General features: G+C 27.1%; 13 protein-coding genes. All 13 read right to left on the bottom strand.

The annotated features are described in order from the left end of the window. Nucleotides 1–663 (bottom strand): response regulator transcription factor, encoded by a 663-nt coding sequence (locus ABFX13_RS09915; RefSeq protein ID WP_346045503.1) that lies wholly within the window; start codon nucleotides 661–663, stop codon nucleotides 1–3. A gap of 650 nt (nucleotides 664–1313) precedes the next feature. After that, nucleotides 1314–2621 (bottom strand): TRAP transporter large permease, encoded by a 1308-nt coding sequence (locus tag ABFX13_RS09910; RefSeq protein WP_346045501.1) that lies wholly within the window; start codon nucleotides 2619–2621, stop codon nucleotides 1314–1316. 38 nt (nucleotides 2622–2659) lie between these two features. After that, nucleotides 2660–3169, bottom strand: coding sequence for a TRAP transporter small permease subunit (locus ABFX13_RS09905; protein WP_195924206.1), 510 nt, complete (start codon nucleotides 3167–3169; stop codon nucleotides 2660–2662). 22 nt (nucleotides 3170–3191) lie between these two features. After that, the gene (locus ABFX13_RS09900; RefSeq protein WP_147544700.1) at nucleotides 3192–4199 is read right to left on the bottom strand and encodes a TRAP transporter substrate-binding protein; all 1008 of its coding nucleotides are present in this window, start codon (nucleotides 4197–4199) and stop codon (nucleotides 3192–3194) included. Nucleotides 4200–4218: 19 nt separating this feature from the next. Further along, entirely contained in the window at nucleotides 4219–5619 is a 1401-nt protein-coding gene (gene uxaC, locus ABFX13_RS09895; RefSeq protein ID WP_346045496.1) for a glucuronate isomerase, read from the bottom strand. A 111-nt stretch (nucleotides 5620–5730) separates the two neighbouring features. Then, complete coding sequence (gene uxuA, locus ABFX13_RS09890) at nucleotides 5731–6777, bottom strand: mannonate dehydratase (RefSeq protein ID WP_346045494.1); 1047 nt, start codon at nucleotides 6775–6777, stop codon at nucleotides 5731–5733. Between the two features lie 17 nt (nucleotides 6778–6794). Next, complete coding sequence (locus ABFX13_RS09885; protein ID WP_346045492.1) at nucleotides 6795–7814, bottom strand: PfkB family carbohydrate kinase; 1020 nt, start codon at nucleotides 7812–7814, stop codon at nucleotides 6795–6797. Further along, nucleotides 7798–8409: a bifunctional 4-hydroxy-2-oxoglutarate aldolase/2-dehydro-3-deoxy-phosphogluconate aldolase gene (locus tag ABFX13_RS09880; RefSeq protein WP_346045490.1), complete on the bottom strand. Its 612-nt coding sequence runs from the start codon at nucleotides 8407–8409 to the stop codon at nucleotides 7798–7800. Before ABFX13_RS09880 ends, ABFX13_RS09885 begins: the two co-directional genes overlap by 17 nt. 10 nt (nucleotides 8410–8419) lie before the next feature. Further along, complete coding sequence (locus ABFX13_RS09875; RefSeq protein ID WP_346045488.1) at nucleotides 8420–9271, bottom strand: SDR family oxidoreductase; 852 nt, start codon at nucleotides 9269–9271, stop codon at nucleotides 8420–8422. Between the two features lie 172 nt (nucleotides 9272–9443). Then, entirely contained in the window at nucleotides 9444–10130 is a 687-nt protein-coding gene (locus tag ABFX13_RS09870; protein ID WP_346045486.1) for a GntR family transcriptional regulator, read from the bottom strand. A gap of 683 nt (nucleotides 10131–10813) precedes the next feature. Further along, entirely contained in the window at nucleotides 10814–12106 is a 1293-nt protein-coding gene (locus ABFX13_RS09865) for a hypothetical protein (RefSeq protein WP_346045484.1), read from the bottom strand. Continuing rightward, nucleotides 12107–14191: a hypothetical protein gene (locus ABFX13_RS09860; protein ID WP_346045482.1), complete on the bottom strand. Its 2085-nt coding sequence runs from the start codon at nucleotides 14189–14191 to the stop codon at nucleotides 12107–12109. It lies immediately after the preceding gene. A gap of 250 nt (nucleotides 14192–14441) precedes the next feature. Further along, complete coding sequence (locus ABFX13_RS09855) at nucleotides 14442–16304, bottom strand: DNA/RNA helicase domain-containing protein (protein WP_346045480.1); 1863 nt, start codon at nucleotides 16302–16304, stop codon at nucleotides 14442–14444. Nucleotides 16305–16382: the final 78 nt, after the last annotated feature.

Raw genomic sequence — 16382 nt, 5'->3', positions numbered from 1 at the left:
TTATACCTCAAATTTATACCCTATACCTTTTACAGTTATAATACAATCTAGTAATAATTTTTTTCTTATATTTTTAATGTATACATCGATAACACGATCATTTGGAGCTTCACCTATATCCCAAAGTATATCTAAAATCTGCTTTCTAGTTAAAACTTTATTTTTATTTTTTATAAATAAATCTAATAATTGAATTTCTTTAGGTTTCAAATCTACAACCTCATCATTTTTCTTTGCTGAGAATCCTAAAAAATCAACTTCTATATCTTTATATACCCATTTATTTATAACTTTTTCATCATCTATCCTTCTTAAAAGAGCTTCTATTCTTCTATGAAGAATCACAACAGAAAATGGTTTAGTTATATAATCATCAGCTTTTTCATCAAAGCTCATTATTTGTGTGTAGTCATCACTCATAGCAGTTAGCATTATTACTGGTACATTGCTAACTTCTCTTATTTTATTTAAAACAACGAATCCATTTAATTTGGGTAGCATTATATCTAGAACTACTAAGTCAAACTTTTTTTCATTAAATAAATTAATACCATCTTGTCCATCTTCAGCCACCATTACACTATATCCAACCTCAGATAAGTATTCACTTATACCTTCTCTTATAGCTTCTTCATCTTCTATAATTAATATATTTGTCTTCATATTCTATTACCTCTTTATTATCTTTATTATATCTGAAATAAACCTCTTAATTATTTGCTTCTTAATTATATACATACAAAGTATAAATTTATATTCTAAAAATATAATATATTATTAATGTGAAATTAATATAAAATAAAAACAATGAGCAGCTACTACACCTCCTAATAATAACAGGATACATGAAGTTATGATTATTTGTACATATCTTTGTTATCCATAATTTTTATTTTATAATACCATACTTTTCTATTTAAATATTGGAACAAATCATCACAATCATATGTACTATTTTTTTCCAGAGTTTCTTCACCACAAAAGAATAAAATTATTTTATTTATATTGTTGACTGAACAATGCTTACAGTAAATAATAGAGTTATGTAAATCTAGAATTAATTCTAAGTTTACTATCCATATATTACCACATTTTATTTCATTATACTAAATTACTTTGGATATTCATTATTATGTTCATGTTTAAATAGTTAGTTCCTTATGTTTAATTCCTCTTGATATGCCTTAGAAATTTTATCTTTATCAACTAAAAATTATAATTTGGTTAAGTTTATATATTTCTTAATGATATAAAAAAGAGATATTAGACTAATTATCCAATATCTCTTTTTTATATTATTAAGCTTTTTTATACTAAATCATTCCCATAAGTTTAGGTATAAATAAACTTATTTCTGGTATAAATGTTACTAATATAAGTACAACCAATATCCCTACATAAAATGGTAATAAGTGTTTTATTACTTCTTCTATTTTTGTTTTACCTACTTTACATCCAATAAATAATGTATTTCCAACTGGTGGTGTTATATTACCTATACATAAGTTAAATATAAGCATTATACCAAATTGGATAGGGTCCATTCCAAAGTTTTTAGCTATTGGTAAAAATATTGGTGTAAATATTAATATTGCTGGAGTTAAGTCCATAAATGTACCAACTATTAATAATATTAAGTTCATTATTAATAATATTACAACTGGACTTGAAGATATTCCTAATAATAATTCTGTTATTGCACTTGGGATATTTGTAAATGCCATAACCCAAGACATTATTGATGATACACCTATTAAGAATACTATTATACCTGTCATTTCAACTGTTTCTAATAATATTCTTGGAATATCTTTTACTTTTATAGATTTATAAAAAAAGAATGATAATACGAAAGAATATACAACTGCAACAGCTGCTCCTTCTGTAGCTGTGAATATTCCACCTACTATACCACCTATTATTATAAATATTAAAGCTAAACTAGGAAGTGCCTCTATAAATACTTTCATAGCTTCCTTAAAGCTTATATTATATTTATTTGAATACTTATACTTTTTAGCAAGTATAAATGCTACTATAATTACTGATAATCCCCATAATATACCAGGTATATACCCAGCCATAAACAGTGCCGCTACCGATGTTCCTCCACTTACTAATGAATATATTATAAGTGAGTTACTTGGAGGAATTAAAAGTCCAGTTGGTGCAGAGGCTATATTAACTGCTGCACTATAGTTTTTATCATAACCTTCCTCAGCTTGAAGTGGAGCCATTGTTCCACCGATTGCCGCCGCTGCTGCAACTGAAGAACCACTTACTGCTCCAAATAACATATTTCCTACTACATTTGTATGAGCTAAAGATCCTGGTAATTTACCACTTAATATTTTTGCGAAATTCACTAATTTTAACGCAATACCACCATTATTCATTATTATTCCCGCTAATACAAAAAATGGTATTGCCAATAATGAAAAACTACCTATTCCCGTAAATATTCTTTGTGCCCCAGTTAGTACTGCTATATCCCACGATAGTGTAGTGATTATTCCAAATATAGACGCTATCCCTATAGTCACAGATATTGGTATTCCTAATAAAAGTAATATAGGAAACACAATAGCTATGGCTGAACCTGCTTGAAATGCTAATTCCATAATCTTATCTCCCTCGGATTAATTATTATTTTTAATTTCTACATAACATTTACATTCTTTTTATTTGATTGAGCGATTTCTTGCTTTAAATCCATTAAGTTTAATATATTGTAAATGATTGTTATCACTCCAGATAATGGAAGTGATAAATATATATATCCCATAGATATTCCTAGTGCTGGTGATATTTGACCCATAGCTAACATACTTATCTGGAATCCTCCTAGCACTAAAACGAATGCTGAAAATATCATTACTAGTAATTCTGTAATTACATTTAATATAATTTTTACCTTAGGACTTTTTGATTCAAGTTTTTGTCTAAAAAACACCATAGTCATGTGATCTTTTTTACCAAATACATAAGCTGAACCTAGTAAAGACATCCATACAAATGAATATATTAGTAAATCTTCTGATACTGTACTTGGATTATTTAAAACATAACGAGTTATTATTTGCCAAGTACCTAAAACTACCATAAATGCTAGTAGTGTAATACATATTACTTCTATTACTTTGTTTAATATATTTCTGAATTTATTCACCTTTGTTCCTCCCTACTAGTATTTATTTACTTTTTGGTGCTTTTGCTTGTATCTTATCGTATACAGCTTTAACTTCTTTGTCTTTTTCAGTCAGTTCTCTGTGAAGTGGTAAAACTTTTTCTTTAAATGGTTCTATATCTGGATAGTAAAATTTTACTCCCATCTTTTTTGATTGTTCTACTGCTTCATTTACTTTATCTTCCCAAGCATCAACTTCAAATTTATTTATTTCGTCAACTGCATCTAATATTATATTTCTATGTTCTTCACTTAAATTTTCTAATAGCTTAGCATTCATTATTAATATATCTGGAATCATACCATGTTGGTTATATGAATAATGTTTTGCAACTTCTCCATGCTTATTATTAGTAAGTGCTAATTCATTATTTTCAGCTCCATCTATAACCTTTTGTTGAAGAGCAGTATAAACTTCTCCGAAACTCATTGGTGTAGCAGAACCACCTAATAATTCCATCATTCTTATGTTTGTTTGACTTTGTTGTACTCTTATTTTCTTACCCTTTAAATCTTGTGGCTTCATTATAGGTTTATCTGTTGTGTACATATTTCTTGAACCTGCATCAAACCATGTAAGACCAACAAATCCAGATTCTCTAGTTGATTCATATATATCGTTCATTATATTCTCGTCATTCATCACAGAATGGTAGTGTTCTTTACTGTCAAATAAATATGGAAGGTTGAATACACTATATGATTTGTTAAAGCTTTCAAGCAAACTTATACTTCCAACAGCTATATCTATAGCTCCTGTTTGAGTAAGCTCTACTGACTCACGCTGTCCACCTAATAATTCATTTGGGTATACTTGTATATCTATTTCATTATTAGTTTTATCTTCTACAATTTCCTCAAACTTTTTTAATGCTAGATGTATTGGATGATCCTCACCTTGGTTGTGAGCAACTCTCATAACTCTTGCTTCATTATCTTTACTTGAACTACATCCAACTACTGATAAACTAGTTATAGCCACAAGTAAAAGCGCTTTAATCCTTTTATTCATATTTAAATTCCCCCTAGGATTATTTTGTAAAATATTTTTTAGCATTGTTGTAACATATATCTTCTACTATATTCCCTAATATTTCTAAATCATATGGATACTCTCCATTTTCAACTAACTCTCCTAAATAATTACAAAGAATCCTTCTGAAATATTCATGTCTTGTAAATGATAAGAAACTTCTTGAATCTGTAAGCATTCCTACAAACTTACTAACTAGACCTAATTGTGAAAGTGCTATAAGTTGTCTTTCCATTCCATCTTTTTGGTCATTAAACCACCATCCAGATCCAAATTGAATTTTTCCTGCAACTTGTCCTCCTTGGAAGTTTCCAATCATAGTTCCTAATACTTCATTATCTTTTGGATTTAAACAATAAAGGATAGTTTTTGGTAACTTATCTTCTACATCTAAGCTATCTAATAACCTCGATAACGAGAAAGCGATTTCTCCATCATCAATACTATCAAATCCTGCATCTACTCCAACAGCATTAAACATTCTAGTATTATTATTTCTAAGCGCCCCTATATGAAGTTGCATTACCATGTTTCTTTCACTATACATTTTCCCTAATTCTATTAATGTAAATGTTGTGTATTTTTGAGCATCTTCTATACTTATTTTCTCTTTCGCTAAAACTTTAACAAAAATATTTTCGACTTCTTCTTTGCTAGCAGGTTTAAAATAAACTCTTTCTAAACTATGATCTGTTATATTACAGCCATTTTCTACAAAGTAATTTAATCTTTTTTCTAATATTTCTATTAATTTATCATAGTCTTTAATTTCTGTATTTTCTGTTTCCCCTAATAACTTTATATAATCACAGAAATCTTCATTTTGTATTTTTAATGCTTTATCTGGTCTAAATGTAGGTCTTACCTCACACTCAAAACTATCATCACTATTAATTTCTTTGTGGTATCTTAAATCATCAATTGGATCATCTGTAGTTCCTATGTAAACTACATTAGACATACGTATTAAGTTTCTTGCAGTTAAATTATTTTTAACTATAGCATTATTACATTTTTCCCAAATATCTTTTGCAGTCTTTGCACTTAAAGTTTCTTCTACATTGAAATATCTTTTAAGTTCTAAATGTGTCCAATGATATATAGGATTTCCTATTAAGTAAGGCATCATATTTGCAAATTCATAAAATTTCTCAAAATCACTAGCGTCCCCTGTTATATACTTTTCGTCTATCCCAAAACTTCTCATTGCTCTCCACTTATAATGATCATGATATAACCATAATTGAGTTACATTTTCATATTCTTTATCTTGTGCTATTTCAATTGCTGGCAAATGACAGTGGTAATCAAATATCGGCATTTTTGAAGCATTATTATGATATAAGATTTTAGCTACTTCATTTGATAATATAAAATCTTGGTCCATAAACTTTTTCATAATTTTCTCCTAAATTAGTATTTTAGTTTTCACTTTTTACTTTTTTATGCTATTTTTATAAGTAGTGTTTTAAAATAAATTTCATTTTAAAACACTACTTAATTATTTTAATTATTTATTTTTATTTATTGCTTCTATTAATCCGTTTATATAAACAGCTCCTAGTGCTCTATCATATAATCCATATCCTGGTCTTCCAGTTTCTCCCCATATCATTCTTCCATGATCTGGTCTGTATGGACCTGTAAATTCATAATCACAGTATGCTTTTACTATTTCATAAAAATCTAGTGACCCTGCCTCAGATAAATGAGCAACTTCGTTGAAACTGCTATCTCCTGTTATTAAAACATTTCTTAAATGAGCAAAGTTTATTCTGTTCTTTTCTTTACCAAAGTAATTTACCATTTTTACTATATCATTAGTTTTAGTACATCCTAATGATCCTGTACATAAAGTTATACCATTATATTCACTATCATAAAGATTTATAAATCTTTCTAAGTTTTCAAAGTTAGTTATTATTCTTGGAAGTCCAAATATTGACCATGGTGGATCATCTGGGTGTATAGCCATTTTTACGTTACTTTCTTCAGCTACAGGTATTATTTCTTTTATAAAATACTCTAAGTTTTCCCATAATTTTTCTTCATCTACATCTTTGTATTTATCAAGTAATGCACCTAGTCCACCTTCTCCATAAGATGTATCCCATCCTGGAAGTTCTAATTCACCTAATGCTGGGTCCATCTTCTTAACTGTTTCTTCATCATATATTAAGCAAGTTGAACCATCTTCAAGCTCATAGTTTAGATCTGAACGAGTCCAATCAAATACTGGCATAAAGTTATAACATACTGTTTCTATACCTGCTTTTCCTAAGTTTCTTAATGTTTCCTTGTAGTTTTCTATGTATCTTTCTCTAGTTGGTAAACCTAATTTTATATCTTCATGAACTGGTACACTTTCTATAACTGAAAGCTTTAATCCATTATCTTCTACAGTCTTTTTTAACTCTAATATTTTTTCTAATGGCCAAACTTCTCCTACCGGTATATCATATATTGCAGTTACTATCCCTTTCATACCAGGTATTTGTCTGATGTACTCTATCTTTACAGGGTCATCTTTTCCATACCATCTAAACGTCATTTCCATATTCGTATTCTCCCCAATTATCTTTTTATATTTTGCAATCCTTTTCCTATCAAGCTTGTTACACTATCTTTATCTATTATATTTATATCACCCTTTATAGAGTGCTTTAATGCACTTGCGCAAACTCCAAATTCTATGATATCTTTTTTATCTAAATTATCTAAAATTCCGTGAAGTATACCTGCTGTAAATGCATCTCCTCCACCAACTCTATCTAATATATCGAATTTGTATTCCTTTGAACTATATAAATTTTCACTATCAAATAAATAACCTTTTAATGAGTTATTATTTATTGAATGAACAGTTCTCTTTGTACAAGCTGCATATTTTATATTTGGATATTTTTCAAATAATCTTTTATATAAATTTTTAAGGTTATCTTCAAATTCTAAACCTAAATCTTCATATTTTAATATATTTGTCATATCTAAACTTCCTAAAAAAGCTATATCTACAAAAGGAAGTATTTCTTCTAAAAATCCTTTAGCATCCTCTAAGCTCCAAAGTTTCGCTCTATAATTAGAATCTAAGGATACTAGTATACCAGTATTATGACAATATTTTGCTATCTCTATAGTTAATTCATATAATTCCTTATTTAACGCTGGTGTTATACCTGATAAATGAACCATTTTAACATCTTTTAGCATATTCTCTATATCAAACTCACCTTTATTAGCCATAGATATAGCTGAATATTTTCTATCATATATAACCTCAGTGCTTCTAAGTCCATGCCCAATTTCTAAAAAATAAATACCAAGCCTTCCATCACCTTGTAATATGGCACTTGTATCTACATTATAACCCCTTAAGTCTCTTATAACTTTATCACCTAAAGAGTTATTAGGTAATTTCGTCACAAACTTAGTTTGATGTCCAAAACTTGCTAAACTCGCAACTACATTTGCTTCTCCTCCACCATAAGTTGCATCAAATGAATTAACTTGTATAATCTTTTGATTATTAGGAGGTGTAAGTCTTAGCATTATTTCCCCAAATCCTAAAACCTTTTTATTATTTGTTTTTAACATCTTTTATTTTCTCCACAAATTCTTTAGCTAGTTTTTCTATATCTTCTAAGCTTCCTGCTCCAAATAATGAACTACCTACTCCTACACAAGAAACTCCCATTTCAAACCACTTCTCTACATTATCTATACTAACTCCACCTGTTGGCATTATTTCAACGTGAGGTATTGGAGCTTTTATAGCTTTTACATATTTAGGTCCAAATACGTCTCCTGGGAATAATTTTACCATTTGATTTCCATTTTCTATAGCATTCATTATTTCAGTTACTGTCATACATCCTGGTAAATAAAGAGTGTTTAATTCCTTACATACTTCATTAACTTCTTCATTATACCCTGGACTTACAACATATTTTGCTCCAGCTAAAATTGCATCTTTAGCCATTTTTTTATTTAAAACACTTCCAACACCTAATATAAGATTTTCATCACAGCTTAATTCTTTTATTAAGTCAACAACATTAGGTATTGAATACGTTAATTCTACTGCTCTTATTCCACCATTTACACAAGCATTAATATATCCTTTAGCTTCATCATGGTCCTTTGCTCTTATTACTGCAACAATTCCCTCATTTTTTATAGTATTTAACATAATCTATCTCCTATACTCCTGAGTAAGCACTAAATGCTCCATCTACTGGTATTACTACACCATTTACAAATCCTGATGCCTCACTACTTACTAAATATAATAATGTTCCTATTAATTCTTCAGCTTCACCATATCTTCCCATTGGTGTACTATTTAATATTTTTTGACTTCTTTCTGTTGGAGTTCCATCTTCATTAAATAATAACTTTTCATTTTGAGCTGTTACAAAGAATCCAGGTGCTATAGCATTTACTCTTATTCCAACCTTTGACATATGTACAGCTAACCATTGAGTAAAATTACTTACTGCAGCCTTTGCTCCTGAGTATGCTGGTATTTTAGTAAGAGGAGTATATGCATTCATTGAAGATATATTTATAATTGTACATCCTTCTCTATTTATCATATCTCTACTAAATTCTTGTGATGGAAGTAATGTTCCTAAGAAATTTAAATTAAATACAAACTCTACCCCTTTTTGATCTAGGTCAAAGAATGATGTTAATTCTTCATTATCTAAATCTTCTTCAAGTAAGTATTCTTTAGTTGTAGTTCCTTTTGGATGGTTTCCACCAGCTCCATTTATTAATATATCACATGGGCCAAATTCTTTTAAAATTATCTCATGTGCTCTTTTTAAACTTTCTTTATCTAAGACATTAGCTTCTATACCTATAGCACATCCCCCGTTGTCTACTATTTCTTTAGCTTTAGCTTCACAAGCTTCTTTCCCTAATGCAAGTATAGCTACTTTAGCTCCACATTTAGCTAAAGCATCAACCATAGCCCCACAAAGTATACCTGTACCACCTGTTACTACAGCTACCTTATCTTTTAAGTCAATACTAAATGGTAATTTCATATATTGTACCTCCACTCTTATGATATACTTGTATACTAGCATATCAATTTTACTAATGCAATACCTTTTCCCAAAATTCTACAATAAATTGCAAATATTTTTACAATTCATTATAAATAAAAAGTATATAAAACATACACTTGTAATTTATTGATGTATGTTTTATATACTTTTACTTGAAGAACGCCTTTAGTTCTTCATTTTCATTTATTAATGTTTCCCATTTACTTGCAGGTTCTACTATATGTTTGTTTATGTACGTATCTATCTTATCAAATTTATTATTTTTAATTATATCTAGCATTTCTTCATGCTGTTTTATTATCTGCATTTTATTGCTTTTCATTTCAGCTAAAAGCCGCATTCTATTATAGTGAGTGCCTATATTCATAATAGCATCCCATATATTTGCTTTATTACATCCTAAGAATATTAACTTGTGAAAATTTTTATCTAAATCATGAAACTCAATTTCTTTTCCTGCTTTATCAACAACTAATTTTTGTGCAAATAAATTCTTTTCTAATTCTATAAATAATTCTTCTGGAAATCCACTACAAGCTTGTATTAAAACTTCTTTTTCTAGAACAGATCTCATAAATATGGCTTCATTTATAAGGTCCATATCTATCAATGATACATAAGTACCGGCTTGAGGCTTAACTTCAATAAGGTGTTCATTTTTTAATTTCATTAAAATTTCTCTTATTGGTGTTCTAGAAATTTTTAATTTTTCAGATAAATTAGACTCACTTAATAATTCCCCTGGTTTTAAATCTAAATACATAATATTATCTTTTAAAACCCTATAAGCATATTCTTTTGCTATTTCTTTGTGTTTTCTCTCGTAAAGTATCATTTTCCCTCCAATATATTATTTTAATATATGTTATAAAATTAACATTAATATAATAAAATATTAACATATACATTCTTTTTTATAATATATCTTAATTGGATAAATTTAAAGTATAAAAAAAGAATTTACTACATTATTTTTAATATTTTAACTTTTATCAATATAATTATGTTCTATATTTATTAAGTAATAAAGCTTTAGTGTAATTAGTTGTATACAATGGGAAGTCTTTATTTGAGGCTATTGAAAGAGAAAATCTAGCTTCTTTAAAATGGATTTCTACTTATGTACCTGCTGTAAGCCAATTAAGTAAAGAGTGTCATAAAAAATAAGAAGATAAGCTTATACTTATCTTCTTATTTTTTTATATTGTTGATTAACCATTTTTAAGATAATCTACATCTTCTTGTCAGTTTATTATTTACATTTTTCTATGACAATTTAGACATAGTTTCTGTACTTTCTATGGTGTCATCTCCACCTTTTGATAACTATACTATGTGATGTATCCCTAAATATGCTTCTCCCCTTGCTTTAAGTTAAACCTATTACTCATTACAATTTAATTTATATAATTAACTTGTTTTAATTTTAATTGAATAAAATTCTGATTTTATAATCTAAATTTTTTATTTCTCAGCATACATTTGCAATAGTTTTATAACTTAAAAATATAGTTGTTATTAAAGGGTAATTTCAAATTCATTACATATATCTTTTGTTAACTTTGCCAATGGTCTTCTATGCAATTCATCTTTATCTATATAATTCGAAAATATTAATCTAATAATTTCTTCCTTTGATTCGAATAATTCACTAAACTCAGATTCAATAAATTCAATATAATCATCATTATAAATAATTGCTTTTTTTATTATCTCAAAAACATAGTCTTTGTGATTTCTATATAACGCCTCAAGCTTAAATGTTTTTTTTGAGTTTTCAACTTTATCAACCGAATTAATAACCTTATTACTACACTTTATCTCCAGCTCAAATTGATCGGACTCTGCTTTTAAATAGTCAATTCCTCCTTTTGAATTAGGATAGGTAGTAAAATAATATCCATAATCATCAAAAGATTCTTCATATGGATATATATGTTCTTCTAATCTAAAATCTTTATCTAACTTTAATCTTGAATTGCACAACTGACAACTTGGAATAAAGTTATATAACGACAATCCTAAAATGGGATAAATACTTTTGGGATAAAAATGATCTAGGTCTGCTGTTGTTTTACATTTAAAATTTTCATTATATGCACTTATATATTGTCTATTACAATATGGGCACACTTCTAACTTCATATCACTAATTAGTTTATGTCTATCCCAACCTTCTCTTCCTTTAACTAATTTCTCATAATCAAATAAACTTGATAATTCACTATTTATCTTCAATCCTTCTCTATATTGTGGATAGTTTTGATCTATAAAATCATCTTTATGCTTTTTTCCATAGCATCTACTACATTCTTTTTTAATATTTTGTATAAACTTTTCTCCCTCCAAATTGTGTGGATAGTTTTGATCTATAAAATCATCTTTTTGTTTTTTTTCATAGCATCTGCTGCATTCTTCATTAATATTTTGTATAAATTTTTCTAGTGCCGAATCATACTCTGAACCATTGAAACATCCTTTTATTTCATTTATTATTTTATCTTTAGATTTTTTTCTTCCATGAAAAAATTTATCCAATAAATCAAGCTCATATTCATCTATATATTTAAATGTTAACTTCCTTAATTCATTTACACATTTAAGCATAATTTCTCTTTCCCCAATAAAAATTGAATCAATATTTTCGTCTATATATGTTATTACTTCACTCAGTAATTCATCCATAATTTCTTTTTGGGTAGTCTTTCTTGACTCCTTATAATCATCTTCTATTATACTCTTAATAAATTTTACATGATTTTCTTTTATAATATCCCAATTCTTTATTTTAAAAGTATCTATTTTTATCAATTACTTATCCTCCAAAGCTGTTTTTACTTTATCTAAAACCTTAGATAAATTTTGTTCCACTTGCCTTAATTTATCTTTATCTGAAATATTTAATCCGTTTTTTATCAATAGGTCTATTTCAGATTCTAATAGAATAGATATACTTTCTTCTTGATATTTTTCATTGTATAATTGCATTAATTTTTTTCTTATAACTGGTTCGCCTATACTATTTATAATCATCAGTGAACTATGTTTATCTAACTTTCCATCATATTTTTTATCTGTTAAAAAACTTAATACGTTATTAATTTTTATTTTAGCAAACTCTCCTGTTGTTGATTTCATAAAAAAAGATTTTTTTAATAATGAAGTTATATTTGATGCAAATGTTTCGTCATCTTCACAATATAATGAACTTTTATTTTCTTCATCTACTATATCTTTTTTAAGCATAACAAGATTGTTTCTGGGAATATCTGTAATCAATAAAGGAGTGTTAGATGCAAATACTATTTGTATTTTGTATTCTTTAAATATAATATTTAAAAATCTCAATATTTTATATATATATACTCTTTGCCATTCTGGATGTAGATATAGTTCACCTTCATCTATAAGTAAAAGTATATTTTTATTTATCTTCTTATTATTTTTAATTACATCATATAGCCTTGAGTATGTTTCTAGCATTGCATATTCTCCAGATGAAATATTTCTCCATGTAAAAGTTATTATATCTTGATCAATATTCACTCTTTCTAAAATATCTAATAATTTCAATACAATTTTACTGTTGTCTTTTATACTAATTTCTAAGCTTCCTAATTTTTCATTACCTATAGAGACTGTTCCGTTTGAGTATTGTCTTTTAACTTGACCATCATGTATTTTTATATTTTCTGTATTATCACTGATTATTTTATCTATAATTTTAATTAAATCGATATAAATTTGGTGTACTATCTTAAATTCATCTACATCAAAATGTTTGAGTCTCTTATTTTTAAAATAAGCATACCACATTCTCCAGTACTCACTAAGTAAAGAAAATATATCCTCTTTAGTTATACCTACACTATATTTTTCCTCGTGTATTTTGAATTTTTTAGGATCATCTACTGGCCTTTGCATTTCTTCAAAATAAGCATCTAATATAGCTATTAAAAAAGTTTTACGTACAATATTAACTTCACTAGTATCATTAAGTTTTCTATATATTTTATTTTCAATATAGCTCTCTTTAGCATTTATATTTTCATCATGAAATCTTAGACTAGGTTGTCCATAAATAAATGCACACGAAATATTTAAAGTTTTAGGCAGTACTATATCTTCATCTTTTATATTAAAATGATTTATAATAAAACATATTTGCTGATATATTTGTTTTATTTTTAATGATTTAAAAGTATTTATTCCGTATTTATTATTACGTATGTTTTCTTCTCTATTTATTTTTCTAGGAGCCCTAATTCCAGTAAGGTTTATTTTATTTCTCCCTAAATTCGCAAGAATTCCATTGATTGAAATATCATAATATCCATTATATTCACTTGTTAAAATTTCAGGATATGTATTATCAAATATGTTAGAAAAATAAATACAAGTAATGTCTTTTAATATTTGACTTTCCCTAACAACCTGTTTATGATTATTTTCTATTATTAAATTTTCTGTATTTTCACTACCATAAATAATAACCTCAACCTCTATATCATCAGGATATTGTACATTTTTAGCTGTTTTTATAAATTTTTCATGCGAAAAAATTATTATTTTATCATCTTTAATAAACGATAATATTAGTTCATGTTGAAACTTATCTTCACTACTTAATTTTGAAATTTCACTATCGTATATAATTCTTCCTATATTATTTAAAATTGTAGTTTTACCAGATCCATTTTCCCCTACAATACCTGTTAAATTTGTAATATTATTAGATTTCGTTACATTAAAAAATGATTCTATATACCTATTATTTTTAACTATTTTAAGTTCACTTTCACATTTTTTATATTTAAATGTATACTTCCCTCCAAAATTTACCCCTATATTATTTACTGAGTTGCAATCTTCAAAAAAAGCAAATAAAAGTTCCACTTGTTCTCCTCCTGTTTTCATTTATGTCTTGTAAAAATTAAAAACATAAAAATCTATGATATAAATAAAAAATACTTATTTTATTAGCTATACGTTCAAGTGCTATGTTTTTTTACGAAATAGTTTTATATTTTTAGTAATCTGACGAAATGTCAAATGCTGACCTTTAAGCTTTATAGTAAATGAATATATCATAAACATAAAACTCTACTCGCACAAAGCAAATCTTCAAAGCAAATATAGTAAAAAACTAGTTATTAACACCTACACTTCTTAGAAAATCATAAGTCTCATCTAAATTCTCATCATAAGGAATATATAAAATCATACCTTTTCTACTTCTAGTAAGTAAAACCCTATAAATATTTTCCATAATCAAATTAGGATCTTTATACTTCTTCAAATGGTATCCAAGCTTACTTTCATCAAAATCAAATTTACCATTTTTAACAACATAATCTCCACCAAATATAACAATAGGAAAATCTATCTCTAATCCCTGACAAGCAAACTCTGAAGCAGCAGTTTCCATTTTATTACAATCTCTTAAAAACCACTTGCCTGCCTCTCTTGAGTCTATATAGCTTGTAAAATTACTTTTTCCTAAGGCTTTTTTAACATTTTCAAAATCATTTCCTTTTACCTTTGAAGATATAAGAAGACCATGCTTTAAATTCTTATTTTCAAGATTTTCAACAAACTCTCTACACTTATTAAAATCACGACTTACCTTAATAACAAAACCTTTAGACTTTATATGATCTAACTCTTTTCTTGCCTCAAGAACATTACAACTTAAAACTGCTTCAATAAATTTTGATATATCTATAAAATTATTTCTAATAGACACATCTAGGTGCAACTCATTTACTATATTTAAATTTTTAACCTCTGAAAAATCTTCTTTAAACTTATCAGGTAAATATATATCATAATCTAGTCTATCTTTTAATGCCTCTACCCAAAGTTTAATTCCTTTTTCTTCTCCTTCATGGATAGATTGTCCATTTCCCACAAAACAAACTAAAGTAACATCCCCTTTAGCTTTGTAGATTTTATCACATATATCAATTAAAGCTTGCGGCTCACTTATACCACCTGAGTTCATCTTTTCCTCATCCCAAGCTCTTTGGGCTTCATCAAATAATAAAACATTATAATTTGGAATTTTATTGTTGTTCATAAACTCTCTTTTAAACTTAATAGCTCCTTTTATATAAGCTTTACCTAAACCTTCTTTTCCAAGTGCTTCATCAATTTGAGCTTCTATAACATTTACAAGAGGTCCATTTCCTGATAAATATATAGCTCCACCTTTATTAGTATTCTTGCTTTGTATATACTTGTTGTAATTGTATAAAAACTTAAGAGCTACAAGAGTTTTTCCCGCACCTGGAACTCCACTTACAAACACTACATTTTTACCGCGATTTTTTGTCATGTTATTAAATACTATTTTCTTAAGTTGTGTATAGGCTTTTTCTATATCTCCATCTGAAATACTTTGTATATGTGGTAACTTACCACTTTTAAATAAATCATAAGTAGCACTTAGTATATCTGGTAATGGTTCATATTCAGAATTTATAAATTCCTGTGCTTTTGATTTGTTTGAAGGTGTTAGATTTTTAAAATCTATTTTTTCTAGGAAATTTTCTTTATTTAAGATTTGAAAATTATTTATGTTTTCACTTAGGTTTCCTTTTGTTAATACTAAGTAACTTTCCACTTGTAGATTATTTTCTCTTGTAAAATTGTGATAGTTATATAGATCTTCTCTATATCCTATAGCCTGAGATATATCATCTTCTGTGTAGGTTTGTTTATTTTTAAATTCTAAGATTATTACTTTTTCATCAAATAACATAATAACATCCGGTCTTCTTCCTCCCTCTAGTGGTAGAAAGTATTCAAATATACATGTTATATCGTAAGTTTTATTGTTTAATAATTCATTTTGGTTATTAAGAAAATCTATACAGGCATCCCAAGCTGCTATTTGACCTTCTTCTACTATAAAACCTTTAGCTTCTGTATATTCTTTTAGTTCATCTATTAAATCTTTTTTATTTAACTTTTTTAGCTCATTTAATTTATATATTAATCCGTTCATAGTTCTCCTCTTATAAATACTTTAACTTTTTATCAATACCATTATATTCCATATTTATTAAGTAATAAACCTTTAGTA

Origin of the sequence: Paraclostridium tenue, assembly GCF_039521565.1 — a bacterium.
Classification (GTDB): Bacteria; Bacillota; Clostridia; order Peptostreptococcales; family Peptostreptococcaceae; genus Paraclostridium; species Paraclostridium tenue.
This window is presented reverse-complemented; position numbering and strand designations above follow the sequence as displayed.

What these genes read in the sequence shown, in the direction of transcription:
- ABFX13_RS09910 (WP_346045501.1), bottom strand. Translation starts at nt 2,621, where the DNA reads ATGGAATTAGCATTTCAAGCAGGTTCAGCCATAGCTATTGTGTTTCCT.
- ABFX13_RS09870 (WP_346045486.1), bottom strand. Translation starts at nt 10,130, where the DNA reads ATGATACTTTACGAGAGAAAACACAAAGAAATAGCAAAAGAATATGCT.
- uxuA (WP_346045494.1), bottom strand. Translation starts at nt 6,777, where the DNA reads ATGGAAATGACGTTTAGATGGTATGGAAAAGATGACCCTGTAAAGATA.
- ABFX13_RS09880 (WP_346045490.1), bottom strand. Translation starts at nt 8,409, where the DNA reads ATGTTAAATACTATAAAAAATGAGGGAATTGTTGCAGTAATAAGAGCA.
- ABFX13_RS09900 (WP_147544700.1), bottom strand. Translation starts at nt 4,199, where the DNA reads ATGAATAAAAGGATTAAAGCGCTTTTACTTGTGGCTATAACTAGTTTA.
- ABFX13_RS09855 (WP_346045480.1), bottom strand. Translation starts at nt 16,304, where the DNA reads ATGAACGGATTAATATATAAATTAAATGAGCTAAAAAAGTTAAATAAA.
- ABFX13_RS09915 (WP_346045503.1), bottom strand. Translation starts at nt 663, where the DNA reads ATGAAGACAAATATATTAATTATAGAAGATGAAGAAGCTATAAGAGAA.
- uxaC (WP_346045496.1), bottom strand. Translation starts at nt 5,619, where the DNA reads ATGAAAAAGTTTATGGACCAAGATTTTATATTATCAAATGAAGTAGCT.
- ABFX13_RS09885 (WP_346045492.1), bottom strand. Translation starts at nt 7,814, where the DNA reads ATGTTAAAAACAAATAATAAAAAGGTTTTAGGATTTGGGGAAATAATG.
- ABFX13_RS09875 (WP_346045488.1), bottom strand. Translation starts at nt 9,271, where the DNA reads ATGAAATTACCATTTAGTATTGACTTAAAAGATAAGGTAGCTGTAGTA.